Raw genomic sequence first — 24,570 nt, forward strand, 5'->3', positions numbered from 1 at the left:
GATATAGCGCCGAATAGCTTGCTGTGCGGTGGATTGGCTAAGCCTTACTCTGGTGATATCTCGATGCGGATGCGTTTCTGGATCTTTTTGGTCAGTATGATTCTTGCTGGTTGTAGCAGCCATGCTCCAACACCGAGTGGTCACTTATCAGATTCTATTGTGGTAGTCGCTAAACTGAATGAACAACTGCGTCAATGGGAAGGAACGCCATACCGTAATGGTGGGCTGGATCAAAGTGGTGTTGATTGTTCAGGGTTTGTTTACCGCACATTCCGTGATCGTTTTGATATGCAATTACCCCGAACAACAGCAGCGCAGACCACCTTAGGCACTAAAGTCTCTCGTGATGAACTCATGCCTGGCGACTTGGTGTTTTTCAAAACTGGCAGTGGACAAAATGGGCTGCATGTCGGTATTTACGATACTAATGATGAATTTATTCATGCCTCAACGAGTAAAGGTGTGATCCGTTCATCGTTGGAAAATGTTTACTGGAAACGTGTGTACTGGCAAGCGCGTCGCATTTGATGCATTTTCGATATAGTTCTTAATCAATACAGAATGAATCCTCGAACCTAAAGATATCGGCGTTGGTTATGTTATCTTAATAGCTGCTTATTTTGGTTCGGAGCCGCGTTTATGTCATCCCTTCGCTTACTCATTTCTGATTCTTATGACCCCTGGTTTAATCTGGCGGTAGAAGAGTGCATTTTCCGTCAGATGTCCCCGGATCAGCGAGTGCTATTTTTGTGGCGTAATGCTGACACCGTGGTGATAGGCCGTGCTCAGAATCCATGGAAAGAGTGTAATACGCGCCAAATGGAGCAAGATGGCGTGAAGCTGGCTCGGCGCAGCAGCGGCGGCGGGGCGGTATTTCATGATTTGGGCAATACCTGTTTCACCTTTATGGCGGGTAAACCTGAATATGATAAAACGGTCTCCACTCAAATTATTCTTACTGCGTTAGCCTCGCTCGGAATTCAGGCCACCGCTTCAGGTCGTAATGATTTGGTGGTTAAGAACGGTGATGATGAGCGCAAAGTTTCGGGCTCGGCGTATAAAGAGACCAAAGATCGTGGTTTTCATCATGGCACATTGTTATTGAGTGCGGATCTGAGTCGTTTGGCCGATTACCTTAATCCTGATCCGAAAAAATTGCAGGCCAAAGGGATTACATCAGTGCGCTCCCGAGTCACCAATCTGGTGGAGCTATTACCGGGAATTGAGCATCAACAGATTTGTGTCGCCATTGAGCAGGCTTTTTTCGATTATTATAATGAAAAGGTGCTGGCGGAAAGAATCTCCCCACAAGCATTGCCCGACCTACCTGGTTTTACCGAACAATTTGCGAAACAGAGTAGCTGGGAATGGAATTTCGGTCAGGCCCCCGCCTTTAGCCACTTAGTCGATACCCGTTTTATTTGGGGCGGAATTGAACTGCATTTTGATGTATTACAGGGTGCCATCGCTCGCTGCCAAATCTTTACGGATAGTTTGAATCCTGCTCCGCTGGAAGCTTTGGCTGAGCGGCTACAAGGGACGGTGTATCGTCCCGAGGCTATTAACGTTGTTTGTCAGCAATTAAGCGATGATTTTCCTGAGTCACATGCTGAGCTGTTGCAAGTTAGTCACTGGCTGGCTGAGGTATTACGCTGATGACCCCTTTTAACTTCATTCAATCAGATAGCGCTTCAAAATCTGAGAATACGCCTCAATTTAATAATAGCTACGGGCAGCAATTGAGCGGTTTTTATACTCACTTGCAACCAACGCCGTTAAAGGGGGCACGCTTGCTGTACCACAGTTCCCCGTTAGCGCTGGAGCTTGGGCTGGATGAGAGTTGGTTTAGTTTGCCGAAAGCCAGCGTATGGGCAGGAGAGGCTTTGCTACCAGGTATGGAGCCGCTGGCACAAGTATATAGTGGCCACCAGTTCGGCGTATGGGCAGGGCAACTCGGGGATGGCCGTGGGATTTTGCTCGGGGAACAACAACTCAGTGACGGCCGCAGTATGGATTGGCATTTGAAAGGCGCAGGGTTAACCCCTTATTCCCGCATGGGAGATGGGCGGGCCGTTTTGCGCTCAGTCGTCCGGGAGTTTTTAGCCTCCGAAGCATTGCACCATCTAGGAATACCTACCAGCCGTGCACTGACCATTGTTACCGGCGAACATCCTGTTTATCGTGAGCAACCAGAGCGTGGGGCGATGTTATTACGCGTGGCTGAAAGTCATGTTCGTTTTGGCCATTTCGAACACTTCTATTATCGACAGCAGCCTGCACAGGTCAGACAGTTGGCTGATTATGTTATTGCTCGTCACTGGCCGCAATGGGCCGGTCAACCGGAAAGTTACCTGTTGTGGTTTACTGATGTGGTAAAACGCACGGCACGTTTAATCGCTCATTGGCAAACGGTCGGTTTTGCTCATGGTGTGATGAATACCGATAATATGTCGATTCTTGGTATTACCATGGACTATGGTCCATTTGGTTTTCTTGATGACTATGTACCGGGATATATTTGCAATCACTCTGATCATCAGGGGCGTTATGCTTTCGATAATCAGCCAGCGGTCGCACTATGGAATCTGCATCGGTTGGGGCAGGCGTTGTCCGGCTTAATGTCGGTGGAGCAGCTACAGTTGGCACTAGAGGCTTATGAGCCAGAGTTAATGGCAGCTTATGGCCAACAGATGCGCGCTAAACTAGGTTTTGTCGAAAACAGCAGCCAGGATAACGAGTTACTGACAGGATTATTGAGTTTGATGATTCAAGAGGGGCGAGATTATACCCGTACATTCCGCTTGTTGAGCCAGGTTGAAATGCATTCGGCGCAATCGCCACTACGTGATGATTTTATCGATAGAGCCGGTTTTGACAGTTGGTACCACCGTTATCGTACACGTTTGCAACAAGAGCTGATTGACGATGTTCAGCGTCAGCAATTGATGAAAGCGGTTAACCCGAAATATATATTGCGTAACTACCTGGCACAGCAAGTGATTGATCACGCTGAAAAGGATGATATTCAACCTCTACAGCGGTTGCATCAGGCATTACAACATCCTTTCGCAGAGCAACCTGAATTTGATGACTTGGCGGCATTACCTCCTGACTGGGGGAAACATCTGGAAATCTCCTGTTCCAGTTAGTTGGTTGCATATCCAACGTATTCAGTGACTCGGGTGAGTAACAACCGCTAACTTAGCGGTGGCTTCAAGGATGAAAGGTATTTCAATCACTCCTACTCGTCGCTAACAGAAGACGTTTTACCGGCTGGACTCCCCGGCACTCCGCAACTGTTGTAGAACTTGGGGTGTTTGCAGGCCAAAACTCAGTAATGCTCTATCATCAATGACCAGTAATCGTTGTTTTTTACCCGCAGGAGTCAGAGCTACTCCCGGTAAGCGCCATATATTATCAATGCCACCCAGTGATTTAACGCTATATGACGTAACAATCAGCAGGTCAGGAGCACTGGCGATAATCCCTTCTTGTGATAAAGGGCGATAGCCGCTGAATTTTTGCATGGTGTTGTTCAGGCCTGAAAGGCGAAATAAGCTATCCGCAGCAGTATTTTTACCCGCAGCCAGCGGCGGTAACCCCGCGTGGCTTAGGATAAATAGAACCTTTACCGACAATGGTGTGGAATCTATCATTGCTAGCTGTTGCTGGTAGTGATTGATCAGTTGTCGGCCTTTCTGTTGCTGATTAACTGCGGTGGCAATCAACTGAATTTTAGTTACCACTGTTTGTGGCGAGCTGTCCGCGGGAATAAGTATGACCTTTACCCCATAGTCAGTGATTTGCTTCAGCGCTCGTGACGCTGAAGCCTGCTTACGACATAACACCAACGTAGGTTGTAACGCGAGAATGCCTTCGGCATTGAGTTGTCGCAAGTAACCCACGTCGGGTAAGGTTTTCAATTCACTGGGGTGCTGGCTGGCACTATCCCTGGCCACCATGTTGGCACCTACGCCTAATGCGTAGGTGATTTCAGAGATATCACTACCGAGTGTGATAATGCGTTGGCTGGCAATGCCACTGATTGGAATTATAAGGGCAATAAATATTAGCCATTTATTCATCAGCGGAGCCTATGGCAGTCAATTCGGCCAGTTGCTGATGCCAGTGGTGCTGCTCTGGTTGGCCTTCGCTACGTTGCCCAAATAATTGCAGAATATGATTACCTTGAGTATCCAGCAGCTCCAGACTTGAGATGTAACCCTCTTTGGTCGGTTTGCGTGTTACCCAACTTTCTGCAATGGCATTCTCATGCAGGTGCAAAGCAAAACGGCGGTTAAGCACACTCATCCAATGAGGCGGCGGTGTTTGCTTCCCCTGACAGGCAATAAATTGTTCTATCACGCCAGTGAAGATCTGCATACACCCGGTGTTACCGACAAAGATCATCACTTCATTCTGGCAAGCCTGTGCCGCATATAAAATTTGCCTTAATGCTTTATTATCAACCGGATAAGCCAGATCATCACCGACAGACCGGAAGGCTTGCCGGCGGGTGATTTTATTGCGTTTGAGTAGCATAAAGAACTGATGGATATCGTTCATCTTGCGCCATTCATTATCTATCGCAGCGTTATCAATGGCTGTCTCTTGAGTTAACGCCTTTTCTGCGGGGGAGAACACCAATCGCGCATTGGTTTCACAGCGATACTTTTCTACCAACTGCTGCCATGCGTTAAGGTCTGTTTCTTCGGTACAGTAGATTTGATGGATTGCCTTGCCTTGCAGATTACAGCAGTGAATGCTCAGTTGCTTACCCTGTGGTGTCTCCTCACTCAGGCTAAAAATGCTGTCCCATTGGCGGAAAAACAGCCTTAAATCCAGCGCGCGTGGATTAAGAACCAAGCCCAGGTGACCGTGCAAGCGTAAATTCTGGTACTCACCCCAATGCTCATGTATTGCATAATCGTTACGGGTGATCGATTTAGTGACACCGAGACTGGCTAACTCAGTCAGCAGTCTATCGGCACTGATATCCTGGCGTTCTGCATCCTGTCCTACCCGCGCATAAAATAGCTCGGCTTCACTGATATTCATCATGAGGGCAATATCGTGTAGAGGCTTGCTGGGGTGTTGCTGCCGAATGTTGAGATAGTGTTGGTAATGTGACATTTCCATGAGTCGCTTCCTTGTGATTACCACTGATAGCTGATTAACAGTTTGGCATTACGCCCATCCCGCGGGATTGCTTGCGGTGAGTAGTACTCCTTATTAAACGCATTACCCAATACTGCGGTGGTGGTGAGGCCATTCAAGCTGCCAGCCCCACGGTAGCTTAGGTAAAAGTCATGGACCGCATAACCAGCTTGCGGCGCATAGGAACGGCGTGACGACGTTTTGGCATCGTTATTTTTCATAAACTTGGTGTTTTCTGCCATTGTCAGGATCCAGCCAGTGCTAAAACCACTGTTGACAATAGGGATATTAAGCCTGCTGGTGACGGTATCTGGATTGATACTGTTAATAAATTGGCGGGTGTCGAGATTAATAGCACGAGTGCGGTTATAGGCCAGCGCCCAGTCAATCCATTGATTCTGGTAATCCAATGACACATCCCAACCCCAGCTTTTACTGCGCGGGATATTGATGTAGCCGGAGTAATTTTTACCAAAAAATTCGGTGTGGACTTCACTGGTGATGCGGTTTTTGGCATCAATATTAAAGTAGCTGGCTTTGAATTCAATCAAATCATCATTGGACAATAATTGTTCAAAGTTCAAACCAAAACCAGCCTCACGAGTGACGTTGCTTTCGGGTTTTAGGTTTGGATTGGGTCGCCAGCGATTGGTAAAAGGCCCCATAGAGAAATGAATCGAATCATTATAAAGCTCAGTCAGCGTTGGGGTACGGAACGCTTGGCTGTAGGCACTAAACAACATCAGCCAATCGGTGGGCTTGAGGGTAACGGCACCTCGAGTTGACCCGTTTTTAGCTTCTCTATCAGCAAAACCGGCGCGGCTGTTGTGATAACGATCAAAACGGCTGCCTAGCAGCAAGGTAACGGGTAAATCACGCAGCGTAACTTCATCTTGCAACCAACCGGAGGAAAATTTGATTTCAGACGGGGGGAAACTACGAATAACACCGACTGGAACTTGCTCTTGATGGTAGGTTTCAATGCCATAAGTGAATAAATTTGCAGCCGGGCTGTGAGTAAATAGCAGGCTGCTATTTTCCAGCTTTAAACCACGGGTGATCTGTTTTCGGCGGCCTGAGCCTTCGCGATTGACGTCATCGCTAATATTGATCTCGGAATAGTAGAGTTGGCTGGTGGCATCCAACCAATCAAGGTGTTGTGGTTGCAGGCGGTAGGTTAACTCGGCATCACGTTGAAGGGTGGAACGATTCATCATTGGATTTTTATTAAATTTTAAGTCAGGCGTACTAAGATTAGCCATGCGCGGTTCTAGTGCTTGGTTATTGTAATAACGCAGGGCGGTGGTTAACGATTGGCTGTCAGAAAGATAGGCGGTGCCCTTAAACATCAAGCTGTTAATCGTTTCATCATTCGGCGCTTCATTACCGTTGCCGTGGTAAATATTGCCGACCTTACGTTTACTTAGCGCGATAATGCCATCAAGACTCTCTGTACGGCCAAACATGGACACCCCAGAGCCGATACTGTGATAACCCGTGGCGCCAAAGCCACTGACTCGGAAACCAAGATTTTGGCCCTCAGCCAGCAAGTCGGCCGCATCAACGGTCTGGTAAGCAATCACCCCGCCCATGGCACCACTGCCAAACCTTGATGTTGATGGGCTACGAATGATGCTGACCTGCTTTATCAGGGCCGGATCAAGGAAAGTACCACTGATATTGGCCCCCGTGATGCCCTGACGAATACCATCAATGAGCACCAGCACACCATACTGATCATAGCCTCTGATATTAACGTTCTGTCCATTGGTGCGCCCAACACCGCTAACACTCACACCGGGTACGTTTTGCAGCATTTCTGCGGCGGTGGTAGCAGTTTGTTTGTCTGGTAATGCAGCATCAATGACGGTGACTGTGCCGGGGGTGTTGAAACTGTCAGTCGCCGGTTGAGTTCCGGTAACAATAAGGGTGTGATTCTTACTGGCAGGTGCCGAATGAGCTGTTGCCAGCGGGGATAACGCCACGGTTATTGCCAGACTGCATAAAGACAAACGAAAAAAACGAAGCATAAGCAACTCTCCCTATGTTATTAAACATAATCAATAAGTTGCTGGCTGCCTGAGTATTCAATATAAGGTGGCTGGCGTAGTGGATATTTTTTGCAAATAGGATCGAGTGACTAAAAATTATTTAGTCAGTATTAGTTTTCCTGCTTTGGTTTGGCGCAAATAATAGAACTGCCCTTGGTGATTGATCACCACGACATCATGTTGACCAAGCAGTTGTCCGCTATTAATACAGGATAATTGCAACACCGCAGGAGATGGGGTTGGTGTGCAATTTACGGCTTGATTAGGATAGGTGCCCTTGCGCATAAGAAGTATTCTTTAGAGTATCCAGTTAAGTGATAATCATTATCATCTTCATCTGTGGATGGTTTCAATAACAATCTCTATTACTTTTTATGTTAATTCCTTTATTTTTCTTAGTAATTAATATTTTGGATAGATAGTTTAGAATTGATTTGTAAAAAGGGAGCTTGAGCGGAATGAGGGGGCGTGGACCATTTAATCCAGTGATAGAACAGAGTCAATGTGGCGTGTTAACCCATTCTATCACTGTGTGTTAATTAAAACCGGCTGCTGACAGCAATGGCCAATAAGTTCAATAACTGTTCAGTATCGGCCCAATTCAGGCAAGGGTCGGTAATGGATTGTCCATAGATCAAGGGCTGACCCGCAACAATTTTCTGCGAGCCCTCAATCAGGAAGCTTTCAGCCATCACACCGACAATAGCGCTAGAACCGTTACGGATTTGCTGCCCGATATCAGCGGCAACTTCCAACTGGCGGCGGTGCATTTTCTGACAATTACCATGGCTAAAATCGACCACCAGATGTTCCGGTAAATCGAATTCACGCAGGCTGTCACAGGCTGTGGCAATATCAGATGCACCATAATTAGGCTGCCGACCGCCACGCATAATAATGTGCCCATGCGGGTTGCCGCTGGTTTGGTAAATCGTCATCTGGCCGTTTTTATCCGGGGATAAAAACATATGGCTGGCTTGCGCGGCACGGATAGCATCAATTGCAATGCGGGTATTGCCGTCAGTGCCATTTTTGAAACCCACCGGGCAGGAGAGGGCCGATGCCATTTCTCGATGAATCTGGCTTTCCGTGGTACGTGCGCCAATGGCCCCCCAACTGATCAGGTCGGCAATGTACTGACCTGTCACCATATCAAGGAATTCGGTGGCAGTAGGTAGACCTAACTCATTAACTGCCAATAGCAGTTTGCGCGCCATCTCAATCCCTCGATTGACCTGACATGAGCCATCCAACGCCGGGTCAGAAATTAACCCCTTCCAACCCACGACGGTGCGCGGTTTCTCGAAATAGGTGCGCATGACGACTTCCAGGCGATCCTGATAGCGCTCGCGTAATACATTCAGTCGGGTGGCGTAATCAATGGCGGCATCAAGGTCGTGAATCGAGCAGGGACCGACAACCACTAGCAAGCGGGAGTCTTCGCCGGTGAGGATCTTTTCAATTCGTTTACGTGACGCTGTCACGTTATCGGCAATGCTGGCAGAAATCGGTAATTTTTCCGCCAGTTGTTGTGGCGTGATTAAGCTATCGATGCGCGCAGTCCGCAGTTCATCTGTTTTGTGCATGGAAATTCTCTAAATCTGTTCTTCTCTGCGGCAGGAATACCGGGAAGTGATGGCGATCACAATAAACCAAAACTAAATGAATTCAACCGCCACGGCCTTGATTCATACAATTTGTGATGAAATAAACTGTAAATAATATCTCAGGCAAATATTCCATTAGAACATGCGGCGACTCATGCCTAAAATATCCAGGATTTTGGTGGAGATTTCCTCAACGGAGTAGTTAGTGGAGTTCAGATAGCGAATCTGATTCTTGCGAAATAGCGCTTCTACTTCACCCACCTCTATTCGGCATTGGTGCAGCGAGGCATAACGGCTATTTTCACGTCGTTCTTCACGGATTGCCGCCAGCCGTTCAGGGTTAATTGTCAAACCAAACAGTTTTTGCTGAAAAGGTTTCAGCGCGGCGGGAAGTTGCAAATTGTCCATATCATCGGCGATAAATGGGTAGTTTGCAGCACGAATCCCAAATTGCATGGCTAAATAGAGGCTGGTTGGGGTTTTACCGCAACGGGAAACCCCCAATAGAATCACCTGTGCTTGATCCAGATTACGCAGAGAAATACCGTCATCATGGGCCAGGGCGTAGTCGATAGCCGCAATCCGCGCATCGTATTTGCCCAAATTGCTTTCAGTAAGACCGTGGGTTCGGTTGAGCACCGGTTGTGGGGCAACCCCCAGTTCGCCCTGTAGTGGGGCAACCAGTGCTTGCACAATATCCTGACAAAATCCCTCACTGTGCTGAATGAGTTCACGCACTTCCGCACTGATTATCGAATAGAAAACCAGCGGTCTAACGCCAGTGTCTTGATATATCTGATTAATCTTCTGGCAAACCTCTTGCGCACGCGCAGCACTTTCGACAAACGGCAGCGTAAAGGTAGTGGCTTTAACAGGGAACTGCGACAAAACAGCATGACCGAGTACTTCTGCAGTGATGGCGGTACCATCCGAAATATAAAACACACTTCTCTCCACGCTGACTCCTGAGTATTTTTCTGGTCGGATTGACCACACTGATAAATAAGCATCTGGTGACAAGTTTAGCCTAATCAGTGTGCCTGATTCGGCCTATCGGTAAAGCGTTTGCTGTCAGAATCGCCTGAAAATAACTTTTCTTGTTGGGTTGATCGATTCACCTGTCCATGGACTATGGATCATTGTGCTAGTCTGAAATAGCTGATTCGTCAGCCGTGATACCTCCGTCTGTACCCTACTGACCGTCCATAATTAATAGACAATGTAAAAAGGATTGTTTCGATGTCCAACAATGGCCTAAATCTGTGCAATGTGCTTTGGTACAATCAGCTTGGCATGAACGATGTTGAGCGGGTAGGCGGCAAGAATGCCTCCCTGGGTGAAATGATAACCAATCTTTCAGACCTGGGTGTTTCGGTACCTAATGGTTTTGCTACCACAGCTCAAGCATTTAACGAATTTCTGGAGCAAAGCGGTGTTAACCAACGCATTTATCAATTGTTGGATCAGACCAATGTTGATGATATTGCGGCATTAGCCAAAGCGGGCGCGCAGATTCGTCAATGGGTGGTTGAGACGCCGTTCCATCCCGAGTTTGAACAGGCTATTCATGAAGCCTACCAACAATTAGCTGACGGTGAGCCTGAGGCTTCTTTTGCTGTGCGCTCATCGGCTACTGCCGAAGATATGCCAGATGCCTCCTTTGCCGGCCAGCAGGAAACCTTCTTGAATGTGCAGGGGATTGATGCGGTGATGGTTGCTATCAAGCACGTATTTGCCTCACTGTTCAATGATCGCGCTATTTCCTATCGTGTGCATCAAGGCTACGACCACCGTGGGGTGGCGCTATCTGCTGGTGTACAACGGATGGTGCGCTCTGATCTCGCCTCGGCGGGCGTGATGTTTACTATTGATACTGAATCAGGCTTCGATCAGGTGGTTTTTATCACCGCAGCTTATGGTTTAGGCGAAATGGTGGTGCAAGGGGCGGTGAACCCGGATGAGTTTTATGTCCATAAGCCAACATTGCGTAATGGCAAACCCGCGATAGTACGCCGCACTATGGGTTCGAAAAAAATTCGCATGATCTATGCCGAAAGCCAGGAACATGGCAAACAGGTACAGATTGAAGATGTGCCAGAAGTACAACGCAATCGTTTCGCTCTCAGTGATGAAGAGGTACAAGTGCTGGCGCATCAGGCACTATCAATCGAAAAGCATTATGGCCGCCCGATGGACATTGAGTGGGCCAAAGATGGCCATACCGGTAAGCTGTTTATCGTGCAAGCTCGCCCAGAAACAGTACGTTCCAACGAGCAAGTTATGGAGCGTTATCTGCTGAATGCCCAAAGTGAGGTGCTGGTGGAGGGGCGCGCCATTGGTCATCGTATTGGTGCGGGGCCGGTTAAGGTGATTAATGATATCAGCGAGATGGACCGTATTCAGGCGGGTGATGTACTGGTAACAGACATGACGGACCCTGACTGGGAACCGATCATGAAAAAAGCATCAGCGATTGTGACCAACCGTGGCGGGCGTACCTGCCATGCGGCAATCATCGCTCGTGAGCTGGGGATCCCAGCCGTTGTGGGTTGTGGTAATGCCACTGATATTCTGAGAGAAGGGCAGAAGGTTACGGTTTCTTGCGCCGAAGGGGATACGGGCTATGTTTATCAAGAGTTGCTCGATTTCTCGATTCAGAGCTCACAAGTTACTGAACTGCCTGATTTGCCGTTGAAAATAATGATGAATGTTGGCAATCCAGACCGAGCCTTCGACTTTGCCCGTCTCCCAAATGACGGCGTTGGCTTGGCGCGTCTGGAATTTATCATCAACCGCATGATTGGTGTGCATCCTAAAGCATTGCTGGAATTCGATAGCCAGGAGCCTGCAATTCAGGCAGAAATCAAAGCCTTGATGAAGGGTTATGACGATCCGGTCGAGTTTTACGTTGGTCGCTTGACCGAAGGGATCTCTACCTTGGGTGCCGCTTTCTGGCCGAAACGTGTGATTGTGCGCTTGTCGGATTTTAAATCTAACGAATACGCCAATCTGGTTGGCGGAGAAGCTTATGAGCCACATGAAGAGAATCCGATGTTAGGTTTCCGTGGGGCGGGGCGTTATGTCGCAGACAGCTTCCGTGATTGTTTCGCACTGGAGTGTGAGGCGGTTAAGCGGGTGCGGAATGTGATGGGGTTGACTAACGTCGAAGTCATGGTGCCTTTCGTACGTACAGTGGCTCAGGCAGAGGCGGTGGTGGCAGAACTGGCAAGACAAGGACTGAAACGTGGTGAGAATGGCCTGAAGCTTATTATGATGTGCGAAATCCCGTCCAATGCATTGCTGGCGGATCAATTCCTTGAGCATTTTGATGGCTTCTCTATCGGCTCCAATGATATGACTCAGTTAACATTGGGGCTGGATCGCGACTCCGGTGTGGTTTCTGAACTGTTTGATGAGCGCAATGAAGCCGTTAAGGCGTTGCTGTCGATGGCCATTCAGGCGGCGAAACGTCAAGGCAAGTATGTGGGGATTTGTGGTCAGGGTCCGTCAGACCATGAGGATTTTGCTTTATGGCTGATGGATCAGGGGATTGACAGTTTGTCCCTTAACCCAGACACCGTAGTACAAACGTGGGTCAGTTTGGCGCAACATACTAAGCATTGATTGGACTCGGGTTATACCGATAGAGAGACATTTAATTATCCGCAGCTTAGGTTGCGGATTTTTTGCAATAATAAGTAAAAAAAAAAGCCCGTCTAAGATGACAGGCAAAGACTACACACAGCAATACGTGTATTCGATTACAGATATTTAAATAAGTCATTTGAAGATGAATTATTTAAATGCCTTGGGGAAAGCACTTTCTAATAATAATATTAAGTAAATTCCGTGGCTTAGTCATTAAGAATCTTCTGAATATAATAGGTTAAATAAATGTTTTTATAGGATTAATTTCATATGGTTATTAATAATCATTCTATTTAATAACTAATGAAATACAGGTTGAGAATAGAAATAGAGGAATTAAAACGGTTGTTCTTAATTGTTAATAGCGAATGTCGCTGGATAATAGGGGTTCGGCAGCATAACTACCAAACCCCCGGTAAGAGCTAAAGCTCTTCTAAATGCTTGGCAACTTCCTTCATACTCTCTTCAGGTTCCGGCGCTTCATTGACCCAGGCAGAAGTCAGGCGGTAGGAGATGGCTAACACCACCGGCCCAATAAACAAGCCAATCATGCCGAATGACAACAAGCCACCAATCACCCCGGACAGGATGAGAATCATCGGCATATCAGCTTCCATACGGATAAGGTAGGGGCGTAAAACGTTATCCATGGTACCAACGATACAGCTCCAAACCAGCAGTGCCGTGCCCCAGGTGGTATCACCGGTCCAATACAACCAGATAATTGCCGGGACCAGTATCAACAGTGGCCCAAGCTGAGCTACGCAGCAGATAAACATTAATACGGTAAACAGTGTGGCGTATTGAATGCCCGCAATCGCCAGCCCAATCCCGCCCAGCACTGCTTGTACGAGTGCGGTGACCACGACCCCCAATGCGACGGCCCGGATAGCTTTAGCGGCCAGCACCACGACGGCATCACCACGTTTATCGGCAGCGCGCACCGCAAAATGGCGGATACCCAGCCCGACTTGCTCACCATGGAAATAGAGTAAAACACTGAACAGCACCATCAGCGCCAGATGAATCAAAAAATAACCGACATGGGCGGCTTGAGCTACCAGCCAGGTCGCGGCCGCACCAATATAGGGTTGAACTTTGGCGATCATCGCATTGCCACCACCGGCAACCAATGTATGCCAACTACTATAGAGTTTGTTCCCCACCATTGGGATCGATTGCAACCAGGTCATATCCGGCATGCGCACATTAGACGGGCTGGATGCCCACTGGATAAGCGGGCCGCTGTTTTCCACCAGGCTGCTGACCAGTAGGGCTATCGGGATGACAAACAACAACACCAGCAGCAGAGTCATGACAATAGCAGCCAGCCAGCGCTTACCCCAAAGTAGCCTTTGCAGCCTAATCAACAGTGGCCAGGTCGCAATGACTACCATGCCCGCCCAGGCAAAACCCATAATAAAAGGCTGTACCACCCAGAAACTGGCGATAATCATTATCATAATGAATATCACCCCAAACATCAGTTTAGGTAAATCGAAACGGCGCTGCTGCGGGTAATTCATCAATGGGTTCTCACATCGAAAGTCATGGCAAGGTGGCCATCGCACTGTTTTTTAGGCACTCATTAGATTTTGAACTAATTAAGCATCTGTACTAATCATGGTGTATTTTTTAATGTTTTAACAGACAACGCCGGATTTTACTGCTGTGATTTGTTAAAAAATAGCATTAGCTTGGACATAACAAAAACACCGACCGCAACCAAGGTGCTGAAACAATGTTCTTTCGGCGTGGTGCGACTATTATTTATACAATATATAATTTTGATACTTAATGATTTATTGCCTCATTTATCCTCGGCAGATACGCATCACTTTCTCATCATTCTGAATTGACATAAATTATTCGACAAAGAGGATTGCTAGCAGATAATCTCTTGGCGGAACCACAAACATACCTATTAGATAGGGTCACACTAATGATCCCACAGATTTCTCAGGCACCGGGTGTCATCCAGTTGGTGCTAGATTTTTTGGATGCTTTGAAGCAAAACGGATTCACCGGCGATACCGCCACTAATTATGCCGATCGCCTGACTATGGCGACGGACAACAGTATTTACCAACTGCTACCCGACGCCGTGGTTTTTCCTCGTTCGACTGCAGATGTTGCCTTGATTGGCCGTCTGGCTGGCCTGGAGAGTTTTAAATCCCTGGTATTTACGCCTCGCGGCGGCGGGACCGGCACCAATGGCCAGGCACTGAACAGTGGCATTGTGGTGGATATGTCGCGCCATATGAACCGTATTCTGGAGATTAATCCCGAACAGGGTTGGGTGCGGGTTGAAGCGGGGGTGATTAAAGATCAGCTCAATCAATATCTGCGGCCATTCGGCTACTTCTTTTCGCCCGAGTTATCGACCAGTAACCGCGCCACATTGGGTGGAATGATCAATACCGATGCCTCTGGGCAGGGGTCGCTAGTGTATGGCAAAACGTCCGACCATGTGTTGGGGCTACGTGCCATATTGCTGGGTGGAACCCTGCTCGATACCCGCGCCATGCCGACGGCATTGGCACAAACGATTGCGCAGGAGGACTCTGTAACCGGCCGTATTTATCATACGGTGCTGCATCACTGCCGTGAGCAGCGCGCGCTGATTCTGGAGAAATTCCCCCAATTAAACCGTTTCCTGACCGGATATGACTTGCGCCACGTGTTTAGTGATGACCTGCAAACCTTTGACCTGACCCGAATTTTAACCGGTGCAGAGGGCACGCTGGCCTTCATTACTGAAGCGACACTGGATATAACACCGCTGCCTAAAGTTCGCCGTCTGGTGAATGTAAAGTATGACTCCTTCGATTCCGCTCTGCGTAATGCCCCGTTTATGGTGGAAGCCAAAGCACTGTCAGTGGAAACTGTGGACTCTAAAGTTCTTAATCTGGCCAAAGAAGATATTGTCTGGCACTCAGTAAAAGAGCTGATTACCGATATCCCTGATAAAGAGATGCTGGGGTTGAATATCGTTGAGTTTGCCGGTGATGATAAGGCACTGATCGATAGTCAAATGGAGGCACTTTGTCAGCGCTTGGATGACCTGATGTCTGCTCAGCAAGGCGGCGTTATTGGTTACCAGATTTGCAGTGAGTTAGCGGGTATTGAGCGCATCTATGGTATGCGCAAAAAAGCGGTTGGTTTGTTAGGCAACAGTAAAGGCCAGGCTAAGCCCATTCCGTTTGCGGAAGATACCTGTGTGCCACCACAACATTTGGCCGATTATATTGTCGAGTTCCGCCAACTGCTTGATAGCCACAATTTGAGCTACGGCATGTTTGGTCACGTGGATGCGGGGGTATTACATGTACGCCCAGCGCTGGATATGTGCGATCCACAGCAAGAAATGCTGATGAAACAGATATCTGACCAAGTGGTGCAACTGACGGCGCGCTATGGCGGCTTGCTATGGGGCGAGCACGGTAAGGGTTTCCGTGCAGAATACAGCCCTGACTTCTTTGGTGAAGTGCTTTACCACGAGTTGCGGCGCATTAAATCCGTTTTCGACCCGGATAATCGCTTAAATCCGGGGAAAATATGCTCACCGTTGGGCAGTGATGCGCCAATGATGAAAGTGGATACCTCAGATAAACGCGGTACCTTGGACCGGCGTATTCCGTTAGCAGTAAGAACCTCATTCCGAGGTGCGATGGAATGTAATGGTAACGGTCTGTGCTTTAACTTTGATACACGTAGCCCGATGTGCCCGTCGATGAAGATTACCGGTGACCGTATTCATTCACCAAAAGGCCGGGCAACGCTGGTGCGAGAATGGTTACGGCTGCTATCTGAGCAAGGGGTTGACCCCATTGCACTAGAGAAAGGGCTGGCGACCAAACGCCCCAGCCTGCGTGGTTTGATTGAGAAAACCCGTAATACCTGGGCTGCCAGTCAGGGGGATTATGATTTCTCTCATGAAGTCAAAGAGGCGATGTCAGGTTGTCTGGCATGCAAAGCTTGCTCGACGCAGTGCCCGATAAAAATTGATGTACCGGGCTTCCGTTCCCGCTTCCTACAGTTGTATCACACCCGTTATCATCGCCCACTGCGTGACTATGTGGTGGCTGGAGTAGAGAGTTATGCGCCGTTAATGGCCAAAACCCCAAAAGTGTTTAACTTTTTCCTCAAACAGCCGTGGGTCAGGGAGCTAAGCCGGAAAAGTATTGGTATGGTGGACTTACCGATGCTTTCTAGCCCAACGTTGAAGCAATCATTATCCGGCCATTATGCCAGTACTATGACCCTTGAGCAGTTGGAGAAACTGTCTGAGTCAGAACGCCACCAGCATGTGCTGATCGTGCAGGATCCCTTCACCAGTTACTACGACGCTCAGGTGGTGGCGGATTTTGTTCACTTGGTCGAAAAACTGGGCTTCAATCCCGTGCTGTTGCCATTCTCACCCAACGGTAAAGCGCAGCACATTAAAGGTTTCCTGCAACGTTTTGCTAAAACGGCCCGTAAGACGGCAGATTTTCTTAATCGCATTTCGTTACTGGGGATACCAATGGTTGGGGTTGATCCGGCGCTGGTTCTTTGTTATCGCGATGAATATAAAGAGATTCTTGGTGATGCGCGCGGTGACTTTACGGTGCAATTGGTGCACGAGTGGCTACAGATGGCCCTGGCTGACCTGCCAGAGCAGCAGATGAGTGGCGAATCCTGGTACCTGTTTGGGCATTGCACCGAAACCACGGCACTACCTGCCAGCAGCCAGCACTGGGCAGCAATATTCTCCCGTTATGGTGCCAAACTGGAAAACGTCAGTGTCGGGTGTTGTGGCATGGCCGGAACTTATGGTCATGAAGCGAGGAACATCGATAACTCGTTGGGTATTTACGCGTTATCCTGGCAACAGGCGTTACAAAAGTTACCGGGTAAACGCTGTTTAGCCACAGGTTACTCTTGCCGGAGTCAGGTTAAACGTATTGAAGGCAATGGACTGAGACATCCGTTACAAGCTTTGCTTGAGCTGGTTTAACCTACGAGCTGACTATGCTATTTACTTCGTGCTACTTGCCGCCGCCTCGCAGAGGCAAAGCCCAAGGATGGGCTGAGTAATCAGAACAGCTATTGCTGCTGTAATTTCAACAACCAAGGGGAAAAGATGCTGTGGAAACGCACCGCAACGCTGGAACAGTTAAACCAGCAATGCCAGGGCTGTATGGTTGGGCATTTGGGCATTGAGTTTACCCGCCTCTCTGATAACGAAATAGAAGCCACGATGCCAGTAGACCAGCGGACGACTCAACCTTTCGGTTTACTTCATGGTGGTGCGTCGGTGGTGCTGGCGGAGTCGCTCGGTTCGATGGCCGGATATCTGTGTACCACCGAAGGCCAGCAAGTCGTGGGGTTGGAGATTAATGCTAACCACCTGAAAGCAGTACGTTCCGGGAAAGTTCGGGGTTGCTGTCGGGCCATTCATATCGGCCGCAGCCATCAGGTGTGGCAGATTGAGGTGTTTGATGAAGAAGACCATCTGTGTTGTACCTCGCGTTTAACCGTCGCCGTGTTGTCCCGATAAGGTCATTCCCCCACCAAATTACACGTGATTACCTGACTCAGGGCCACCAATGGCCCTGAGTGACGTCAGCAGCTCATGGCACTTGCTGCGGCTCCCTTCAGACAGTTTCATTTAGCCGATAAATGCGGCGAATCTCTATGATAGGTTTCCCCTGTGAGAGTTTTCAGCTAAAGTTAAAATAGAAATAGGTATTTTTTATGAATGTTTTAAATACTCAGCGGCTGACTGCGATTAGCCCTTGATATAGTAAGGAATTCGAGCGTCACCGAGGAATTTATTCATTTATTTCAGGGTGATAAAAGTGCACTTTTTCCTCCAGACCTCTTCGGCCATCGCAGCATGCTTACTCGTTGCCGCCTCATTCGAGGTTTAAACGGCACTTTTCTTAATATCCCTGCAAAACAAACGGTTGAAGTGATAATTATTATCACTACCATTGTAAATAATCTGTGTTGATTCTCCAATAATCAGCCAGCAAATTGTTAACCTGAAAAGATCAACCTAATGGGTGATTGCGAAATATAAGGTAGGGCATATGCAACAGGAATCAGTCGGGACATTTTCACTCGACGAGAATGTCTGGCAGGGCGTGACGATAACAGAGAGCGCTGCCGCACAAATTACACGACTCATGCAGCAAGATCCGCAAATTAAAGGATTGCAGCTTGGCGTGAAACAATCCGGTTGTGCGGGGTTTGCTTATGTAATGGATATGGCTAAAGAGCCCGCCAGCGACGCTCTGGTTTTCGAACAGGGCAGTGCCAAACTCTACGTACCGTTAAAAGCGATGCCGTTTATCGATGGCACCGAGGTGGATTATGTCCGCGAAGGGCTAAACCAGATTTTTAAATTTAATAATCCTAAAGCTCAGCATTCCTGCGGGTGTGGCGAGAGTTTTGGCGTTTGAGCGATGTAAACGAAATGACACGAAGCAATGTAGAGGTTCCAGATGATGTGCAGGCTTGGGTCAGCGATGGTCGTTACAAAGAAGGCTTTTTTACCCAGCTTGCGACTGATCAGTTAGCGAAAGGCCTTAGTGAAGATGTCATTCGCGCCATTTCAGCGAAACGTAATGAGCCTGAATGGATGCTGGAGTTTCGTCTTGGTGCTTATCGCAGTTGGCTCGAAATGGAAGAGCCTCACTGGCTGAAAGCCAATTATAAAAGTCTGGATTATCAGGACTACAGTTATTACTCCGCGCCATCCTGTGGCAGTTGTGATGACAGTTGTGATTCGCAACCCGGTGCAGTGCAGCAATCGTCTGCGGACAGTGCGGCACCACGTGATCTGTCTGAACAGGCGATGAATGAGTACCTCACCGCAGAGGTTGAATCTGCCTTTGCTCAGCTAGGGGTTCCGGTGCGCGAAGGGGCCGAAGTAGCAGTAGACGCTATTTTTGACTCAGTTTCGGTTGCGACCACCTACCGTGGGAAATTAGCCGAACAAGGGATTATTTTCTGCTCATTTAGCGAAGCTATTCAGGAATACCCGGATTTGGTACGTAAATATCTGGGGTCGGTGGTACCGGCTAAAGATAACTTTTTTGCCGCGCTAAATGCGGCGGTGGCTTCTGATGGCACTTTTGTTTATGTGCCAAAAGGTGTGCGCTGTCCGATGGAGTTATCCACCTATTTCCGTATTAATGCGGCTAAAACAGGGCAGTTTGAACGCACCATTCTGATTGCTGACGAAGACAGTTATGTCAGCTATATCGAAGGGTGCTCAGCGCCAGTGCGAGACAGCTACCAGTTACACGCTGCGGTCGTTGAAGTCATTTTGCACAAAAATGCGGAAGTGAAATATTCAACGGTGCAGAACTGGTTTGCAGGTGCCGATAGCACCGGCGGGATCCTTAACTTTGTGACCAAACGTGCGTTGTGTGAAGGTGCGGGTTCAAAAATGTCATGGACTCAATCTGAGACTGGCTCCGCTATTACTTGGAAATATCCAAGCGTTATTTTACAGGGTGATAACTCAATCGGTGAGTTCTTCTCGGTGGCACTAACGAATGGCCACCAGCAAGCCGATACCGGTACCAAGATGATTCATATTGGCAAAAACACCAAATCAACAATTATTGCCAAAGGGATCTCTGCTGGGCATAGCCAGAACACCTACCGTGGTTTGGTGAAAATCCTGCCCGGTGCGGATAACGCACGTAACTTCACGCAATGTGATTCGATGTTGATTGGGCCGGACTCCGGTGCGCATACCTTCCCGTATGTGGAAGTGCGCAATAACTCAGCCCAATTGGAACACGAAGCGACAACATCAAAAATTGGCGATGACCAACTGTTTTATTGCTTGCAGCGTGGTATCAGTGAAGATGATGCCATCTCAATGATTGTTAACGGATTCTGTAAAGATGTGTTCTCCGAACTGCCGCTGGAGTTTGCCGTCGAAGCACAGAAACTGTTAGCCATCAGTCTGGAACACAGTGTCGGTTAAGTGTGAGTTGAAACACGCATTCGCAGAGTTTTGCGCTCTGGCGCACCAAGGAACCCTATGTTAAGCATTAAGAATTTAAAAGTCAGTGTTGAAGGTAATGAAATCCTCAAAGGTTTGGATCTGGAGATCAAACCCGGTGAAGTGCACGCCATCATGGGGCCAAACGGCTCAGGGAAAAGTACATTATCTGCCGCGTTGGCGGGGCGTGAAGAGTATGAGGTGACCGAGGGGCATATAACCTTTAAAGGGAAAGACCTGCTGGAGTTGGACCCAGAGGATCGCGCGGGTGAAGGCGTATTTTTGGCTTTTCAGTACCCAGTGGAAATTCCGGGTGTCAGTAACCATTTCTTCTTGCAAACTGCCGTCAATGCGGTGCGTAAATATCGCCAGCAAGAGCCATTGGACCGTTTTGATTTCGCTGATTTCATTGAAGAAAAAATTGAGTTACTGAAAATGCCGGCTGACTTGCTGACCCGTTCGGTTAATGTGGGCTTCTCCGGCGGCGAAAAGAAACGTAACGATATTCTGCAAATGGCGGCACTGGAACCCTCGTTATGTATTCTGGATGAAACCGACTCTGGGCTGGATATTGATGCGCTGAAAATTGTCGCTAACGGGGTTAACTCGCTACGTAACGAAAACCGTGCATTTATTATTGTGACTCACTATCAGCGTATCCTTGATTATGTAAAACCCGACTTTGTGCATGTGCTGTATCAGGGGCGGATCATTAAGTCAGGTGATTTCACATTGGTAAAACAGTTGGAGGAGCAAGGCTATGGCTGGCTTACCGACCAACAGTAAAATGCTGGAACAGCAGCATCTGCAACAAAAACAGCGCAGTGATGCACTGAAACAATTCGGTCAACTGTTTAATCTGCGCCAGCATGGCCATTCAACACAGGCCAGTGCGCACTGGCAACAGGTGTTACAGTTGGGTTTCCCGAGCTTTAAACATGAAGACTGGAAATACACGCCACTGGAACGTTTGCTGGTCAATAATTTCAGTTTCGCCAGCCCTGCGCAGGTGACGGCTAGCCAACGCGATGAACTGTCGTTGGTGCAAGATGCTCATCGTTTAGTCTTTATTGATGGCCGATATGCACCTGAACTCAGTGATATTGAGTGTGGCCCTTATCAACTGACCAACCTGAGTGGAAATACGCAGTTTCCTCCGGCGATCCAGTCTGAGGTGTTTTTGCATCTGACGGAAAGTCTGGCGCAGGAAAGTCTGCATATCCGATTGCCGGTGGGGAAACACAGTGAGAAGCCGCTCTATCTGCTGCATATCAGCTCAGGCAATGATTCTGACGTTGTGAATACCAGTCACTACCGACACCATCTGGTGATTGAAGCTAATGCACAGGCTGAAGTGATTGAACATTTCGTCAGTCTGAGTGAGCAGCCTCACTTTACCGGCGCACGGCTTACCATTGAGGTAGGTGATAATGCTGAACTACGCCATTGTAAGTTGGCATTTGAAACCCCTCACAGCTATCACTTTGCCCATAATGATCTGGTATTAAGTCGTGATGCGCGGGCGCGTAGTTATAGTTTCCTGCTGGGTGCCGGGTTGACCCGTCATAATACCAGCGCCCAGCTGAACGGCGAAGGTGCTACGTTATCCATTAATAGCTTGCTGCTCCCGATAGGGCGCGAAATCTGCGATACCCGCAGCTATCTGGAGCACAACAAAGGTTATTGTGAAAGCCGCCAGTTACACAAAACCATTGTGCGTGAACGGGGTAAAGCTATCTTTAACGGCATGATTAAAGTGGCTCAACATGCATTAAAAACTGACGGCCAGATGACCAACAATAATTTACTGTTGAGTAAATTGGCTGAAGTTGATACCAAGCCACAGTTAGAGATTTATGCTGATGATGTGAAATGCAGTCATGGTGCGACGGTTGGGCGCATTGATGCGGAACAGCTTTTTTATCTGCAATCGCGCGGGATTAATCAGGCTGATGCGCAACAGATGATTATTTTTGCCTTTGCAGCCGAATTGACGGAAGCCATTCACAGCGATGCCATTCGCAAAGTGGTGCTGGCGCGGATTGCTGAGCGCTTAGCCGGAGAATCGCTATGAGTTTCCCTATCGAACAGGTCAGAGCTGACTTTCCACTGCTGAGCCGTCAGGTTAACGGCCAGCCGCTGGCCTATCTGGACAGCGCCGCCAGCGCACAGAAGCCACAAGTGGTCATCGACAGGGAGCTTAACTTTTATCGTGAGGGTTATGCCGCAGTCCATCGTGGTATCCATACCCTAAGTAGCGAAGCGACCCAACAGATGGAAGCGGTGCGCAGCCAGGTTGCGGGTTTTATTAATGCCGCCTCGGCTGAAGAGATTGTTTTCGTTAAAGGGACTACCGAGGCCATCAACCTGGTGGCTAACAGTTATGGCCGTCATTTCCTGAGCGCCGGTGACAGCATCATCATCACTGAGATGGAGCATCACGCCAATATTGTGCCGTGGCAGATGTTAGCAACTGACTTGGGTGTTGAAATTCGTATCTGGCCGCTGACGGCGACCGGGGAACTTGAGTTGGCGGCATTGGCGGGCTTGATTGATGATACCACCCGGTTGTTGGCGATTACTCAGGTTTCCAATGTATTGGGGACCGTGAATCCCATACAGCAGATTGTTGCTCAGGCTAAAGCTGCTGGTCTGGTGGTGCTGGTGGATGGTGCGCAGGCTATCATGCATCAATCGATAGATGTGCAGGCATTGGATTGTGATTTTTATGTCTTCTCCGGCCATAAACTTTATGGGCCGTCAGGCATTGGTATTTTATACGGCAAGAGTGAACTGCTACAACACATGCCGCCATGGGAAGGGGGCGGTTCGATGATCAAAACCGTTAGCCTGACGCAAGGTACCACTTTTGCTGATGCGCCATGGCGTTTCGAGGCTGGTTCACCCAATACCGCAGGCATTATGGGGCTGGGTGCGGCAATCAGTTATGTTACTGATGTTGGACTTGCGCAGATCCAGCACTATGAGCAGTCGCTGATGCAGTATGCCTTGGAGCAACTGGGTCAGGTAAACAGCCTGACACTTTATGGCCCGCAAGCCCGTGCCGGGGTTATCGCGTTTAATTTAGGGGTGCACCACGCGTATGATGTTGGCAGTTTCCTTGACCAATACGGTATCGCGATTCGTACTGGTCATCATTGTGCCATGCCTCTGATGGCGTTCTACCAGGTTCCGAGTATGTGTCGTGCCTCATTAGCACTTTATAATACCCGTGAGGAAGTAGATCGCTTGGTGGCAGGGCTACAGCGCATTGAAAAATTGCTAGGTTGAGTGCTATTAATAAGCGCCGTACCTAAAATCAACTACTACCACATTATTGATGCCGCAGGATGAAGCTCATTAATGCCAATGAGCTTACGCGTTCGTGTAATTTGGCGGGGCAGTGGGGCCTTAATCTCCTGCGGCATCAAGTACAAAGGGTATCAGGAAGCACGCTATGGCTGTTTTGCCAGATAAAGATAAATTGATTCGTAACTTTTCCCGTTGTTTGAATTGGGAAGAAAAGTATCTGTATGTGATCGAGTTGGGTGGGCAGTTGGCAGCGTTAACGGAACAGCAGCGCCAGCCGGAGAATCTTATTTCCGGTTGCCAAAGCCAAGTGTGGATTGCCATGACAACCTCTGATGAGGGCCAGGTGGTTTTTGCCGGTGACAGTGATGCGGCTATCGTTAAAGGGTTGGTCGCGGTGGTGTTTATCCTTTATCAAGGTTTAACGCCACAACAGATAATCGAATTGGATGTTCGGCCATTTTTTGCCGACTTAGCCCTGAGTCAGCACCTGACACCATCGCGTTCGCAAGGTCTGGAAGCGATGATCCGTGCTATTCGTATTAAAGCGGCAAGTTTAAAAACTCACTAATTCATGCCAACATTTTGTGCTTTATTCCTCGGCGGTTGACCATTTTTGCGTCATGGGTCACAGTCTTAAAATGGTGGAATTTCAGCAGGTTAAATCGGCTTTCTTGCTGGATAAAGCATAATAAATTACTTTGTAACACCTTGATTTCTAGAGATATAAATTGCCTTTATAATAATGGCTGTTACTATATGTTGGCCTTATAATTGGCTGCTAGAATTA

Annotated in this window: 19 protein-coding genes and 1 other RNA gene; 12 read left to right on the forward strand and 8 right to left on the reverse strand. The window is 48.3% G+C overall.

Annotated features, from left to right (window positions below; all coding sequences use genetic code 11):
- Window positions 1-63: 63 nt before the first annotated feature.
- The 3 genes from V1955_RS10180 (at window position 64) to V1955_RS10190 (ending at window position 3,149) form a co-directional block, all read left to right on the forward strand.
- On the forward strand, window positions 64-528 hold the full coding sequence (locus V1955_RS10180) for an NlpC/P60 family protein (RefSeq protein ID WP_083158708.1): 465 nt from the start codon (window positions 64-66) through the stop codon (window positions 526-528).
- A 111-nt stretch (window positions 529-639) separates the two neighbouring features.
- The gene (locus V1955_RS10185; protein ID WP_372569235.1) at window positions 640-1,656 is read left to right on the forward strand and encodes a lipoate--protein ligase A; all 1,017 of its coding nucleotides are present in this window, start codon (window positions 640-642) and stop codon (window positions 1,654-1,656) included.
- Window positions 1,656-3,149 carry a protein adenylyltransferase SelO gene (locus V1955_RS10190; protein WP_442820856.1) on the forward strand — a complete coding sequence of 498 codons (1,494 nt, stop codon included), beginning with the start codon at window positions 1,656-1,658 and terminating at the stop codon, window positions 3,147-3,149. The genes V1955_RS10185 and V1955_RS10190 overlap by 1 nt, the downstream gene beginning before the upstream one ends.
- Before the next feature lie 117 nt (window positions 3,150-3,266).
- On the opposite strand, the gene V1955_RS10195 is transcribed toward V1955_RS10190, so the two are convergent.
- From V1955_RS10195 to ppsR, 6 genes are all read right to left on the reverse strand, one after another.
- The gene (locus V1955_RS10195; protein ID WP_083158711.1) at window positions 3,267-4,085 is read right to left on the reverse strand and encodes a heme/hemin ABC transporter substrate-binding protein; all 819 of its coding nucleotides are present in this window, start codon (window positions 4,083-4,085) and stop codon (window positions 3,267-3,269) included.
- Window positions 4,078-5,139 (reverse strand): hemin-degrading factor, encoded by a 1,062-nt coding sequence (locus V1955_RS10200; RefSeq protein WP_442820857.1) that lies wholly within the window; start codon window positions 5,137-5,139, stop codon window positions 4,078-4,080. The genes V1955_RS10195 and V1955_RS10200 overlap by 8 nt, the downstream gene beginning before the upstream one ends.
- 17 nt (window positions 5,140-5,156) lie before the next feature.
- A complete protein-coding gene (locus tag V1955_RS10205; RefSeq protein ID WP_442820858.1) occupies window positions 5,157-7,187 on the reverse strand; it encodes a TonB-dependent hemoglobin/transferrin/lactoferrin family receptor in 2,031 nt (676 codons plus the stop codon).
- Between the two features lie 117 nt (window positions 7,188-7,304).
- Window positions 7,305-7,493 carry a hemin uptake protein HemP gene (gene hemP / locus V1955_RS10210; protein WP_083158714.1) on the reverse strand — a complete coding sequence of 63 codons (189 nt, stop codon included), beginning with the start codon at window positions 7,491-7,493 and terminating at the stop codon, window positions 7,305-7,307.
- A gap of 254 nt (window positions 7,494-7,747) precedes the next feature.
- Complete coding sequence (locus tag V1955_RS10215; RefSeq protein WP_083158715.1) at window positions 7,748-8,794, reverse strand: 3-deoxy-7-phosphoheptulonate synthase; 1,047 nt, start codon at window positions 8,792-8,794, stop codon at window positions 7,748-7,750.
- Window positions 8,795-8,950: 156 nt separating this feature from the next.
- The gene (gene ppsR, locus V1955_RS10220; RefSeq protein ID WP_083158716.1) at window positions 8,951-9,772 is read right to left on the reverse strand and encodes a posphoenolpyruvate synthetase regulatory kinase/phosphorylase PpsR; all 822 of its coding nucleotides are present in this window, start codon (window positions 9,770-9,772) and stop codon (window positions 8,951-8,953) included.
- A gap of 282 nt (window positions 9,773-10,054) precedes the next feature.
- Between ppsR and ppsA the strand changes: the two genes are divergently transcribed.
- Window positions 10,055-12,439 carry a phosphoenolpyruvate synthase gene (gene ppsA / locus V1955_RS10225; protein WP_083158717.1) on the forward strand — a complete coding sequence of 795 codons (2,385 nt, stop codon included), beginning with the start codon at window positions 10,055-10,057 and terminating at the stop codon, window positions 12,437-12,439.
- A 76-nt stretch (window positions 12,440-12,515) separates the two neighbouring features.
- Here the strand turns inward: ppsA and rprA are convergent.
- Window positions 12,516-12,620: antisense sRNA RprA (gene rprA / locus V1955_RS10230), an RNA gene on the reverse strand.
- A gap of 265 nt (window positions 12,621-12,885) precedes the next feature.
- On the reverse strand, window positions 12,886-13,989 hold the full coding sequence (gene ydiK / locus V1955_RS10235; protein ID WP_083158718.1) for an AI-2E family transporter YdiK: 1,104 nt from the start codon (window positions 13,987-13,989) through the stop codon (window positions 12,886-12,888).
- A 416-nt stretch (window positions 13,990-14,405) separates the two neighbouring features.
- Here ydiK and ydiJ point away from each other — a divergent pair, with 416 nt between their 5' ends.
- The 8 genes from ydiJ (at window position 14,406) to sufE (ending at window position 24,351) form a co-directional block, all read left to right on the forward strand.
- Window positions 14,406-17,462, forward strand: a complete 3,057-nt coding sequence (gene ydiJ / locus V1955_RS10240; RefSeq protein WP_442820859.1) for a D-2-hydroxyglutarate dehydrogenase YdiJ — start codon at window positions 14,406-14,408, stop codon at window positions 17,460-17,462.
- Between the two features lie 126 nt (window positions 17,463-17,588).
- Window positions 17,589-18,005 carry a hotdog fold thioesterase gene (locus tag V1955_RS10245; protein ID WP_083158721.1) on the forward strand — a complete coding sequence of 139 codons (417 nt, stop codon included), beginning with the start codon at window positions 17,589-17,591 and terminating at the stop codon, window positions 18,003-18,005.
- Window positions 18,006-18,540: 535 nt separating this feature from the next.
- Window positions 18,541-18,912, forward strand: a complete 372-nt coding sequence (sufA, locus tag V1955_RS10250; RefSeq protein ID WP_083158723.1) for a Fe-S cluster assembly scaffold SufA — start codon at window positions 18,541-18,543, stop codon at window positions 18,910-18,912.
- A gap of 14 nt (window positions 18,913-18,926) precedes the next feature.
- Window positions 18,927-20,453 carry a Fe-S cluster assembly protein SufB gene (gene sufB, locus V1955_RS10255; protein WP_372559127.1) on the forward strand — a complete coding sequence of 509 codons (1,527 nt, stop codon included), beginning with the start codon at window positions 18,927-18,929 and terminating at the stop codon, window positions 20,451-20,453.
- 57 nt (window positions 20,454-20,510) lie between these two features.
- Window positions 20,511-21,257 carry a Fe-S cluster assembly ATPase SufC gene (gene sufC, locus V1955_RS10260; RefSeq protein WP_083158725.1) on the forward strand — a complete coding sequence of 249 codons (747 nt, stop codon included), beginning with the start codon at window positions 20,511-20,513 and terminating at the stop codon, window positions 21,255-21,257.
- Window positions 21,232-22,545: a Fe-S cluster assembly protein SufD gene (sufD, locus tag V1955_RS10265; protein ID WP_083158726.1), complete on the forward strand. Its 1,314-nt coding sequence runs from the start codon at window positions 21,232-21,234 to the stop codon at window positions 22,543-22,545. Before sufC ends, sufD begins: the two co-directional genes overlap by 26 nt.
- Window positions 22,542-23,762: a cysteine desulfurase SufS gene (gene sufS, locus V1955_RS10270; protein ID WP_420073173.1), complete on the forward strand. Its 1,221-nt coding sequence runs from the start codon at window positions 22,542-22,544 to the stop codon at window positions 23,760-23,762. The genes sufD and sufS overlap by 4 nt, the downstream gene beginning before the upstream one ends.
- Before the next feature lie 166 nt (window positions 23,763-23,928).
- Window positions 23,929-24,351, forward strand: a complete 423-nt coding sequence (sufE, locus tag V1955_RS10275) for a cysteine desulfuration protein SufE (protein ID WP_083158728.1) — start codon at window positions 23,929-23,931, stop codon at window positions 24,349-24,351.
- Window positions 24,352-24,570: the final 219 nt, after the last annotated feature.

The sequence above is a fragment of the Yersinia sp. 2545 StPb PI genome (assembly GCF_052217125.1).
Classification (GTDB): Bacteria; Pseudomonadota; Gammaproteobacteria; order Enterobacterales; family Enterobacteriaceae; genus Yersinia; species Yersinia enterocolitica_E.

Bases quoted from the DNA above. Each gene is read 5' to 3' on its own strand.
- V1955_RS10180 (WP_083158708.1), top strand. From the start codon at position 64: ATGCGGATGCGTTTCTGGATCTTTTTGGTCAGTATGATTCTTGCTGGT.
- V1955_RS10185 (WP_372569235.1), top strand. From the start codon at position 640: ATGTCATCCCTTCGCTTACTCATTTCTGATTCTTATGACCCCTGGTTT.
- V1955_RS10190 (WP_442820856.1), top strand. From the start codon at position 1,656: ATGACCCCTTTTAACTTCATTCAATCAGATAGCGCTTCAAAATCTGAG.
- V1955_RS10195 (WP_083158711.1), bottom strand. From the start codon at position 4,085: ATGAATAAATGGCTAATATTTATTGCCCTTATAATTCCAATCAGTGGC.
- V1955_RS10200 (WP_442820857.1), bottom strand. From the start codon at position 5,139: ATGGAAATGTCACATTACCAACACTATCTCAACATTCGGCAGCAACAC.
- V1955_RS10205 (WP_442820858.1), bottom strand. From the start codon at position 7,187: ATGCTTCGTTTTTTTCGTTTGTCTTTATGCAGTCTGGCAATAACCGTG.
- hemP (WP_083158714.1), bottom strand. From the start codon at position 7,493: ATGCGCAAGGGCACCTATCCTAATCAAGCCGTAAATTGCACACCAACC.
- V1955_RS10215 (WP_083158715.1), bottom strand. From the start codon at position 8,794: ATGCACAAAACAGATGAACTGCGGACTGCGCGCATCGATAGCTTAATC.
- ppsA (WP_083158717.1), top strand. From the start codon at position 10,055: ATGTCCAACAATGGCCTAAATCTGTGCAATGTGCTTTGGTACAATCAG.
- ydiK (WP_083158718.1), bottom strand. From the start codon at position 13,989: ATGAATTACCCGCAGCAGCGCCGTTTCGATTTACCTAAACTGATGTTT.
- ydiJ (WP_442820859.1), top strand. From the start codon at position 14,406: ATGATCCCACAGATTTCTCAGGCACCGGGTGTCATCCAGTTGGTGCTA.
- V1955_RS10245 (WP_083158721.1), top strand. From the start codon at position 17,589: ATGCTGTGGAAACGCACCGCAACGCTGGAACAGTTAAACCAGCAATGC.
- sufA (WP_083158723.1), top strand. From the start codon at position 18,541: ATGCAACAGGAATCAGTCGGGACATTTTCACTCGACGAGAATGTCTGG.
- sufB (WP_372559127.1), top strand. From the start codon at position 18,927: ATGACACGAAGCAATGTAGAGGTTCCAGATGATGTGCAGGCTTGGGTC.
- sufC (WP_083158725.1), top strand. From the start codon at position 20,511: ATGTTAAGCATTAAGAATTTAAAAGTCAGTGTTGAAGGTAATGAAATC.
- sufD (WP_083158726.1), top strand. From the start codon at position 21,232: ATGGCTGGCTTACCGACCAACAGTAAAATGCTGGAACAGCAGCATCTG.
- sufS (WP_420073173.1), top strand. From the start codon at position 22,542: ATGAGTTTCCCTATCGAACAGGTCAGAGCTGACTTTCCACTGCTGAGC.
- sufE (WP_083158728.1), top strand. From the start codon at position 23,929: ATGGCTGTTTTGCCAGATAAAGATAAATTGATTCGTAACTTTTCCCGT.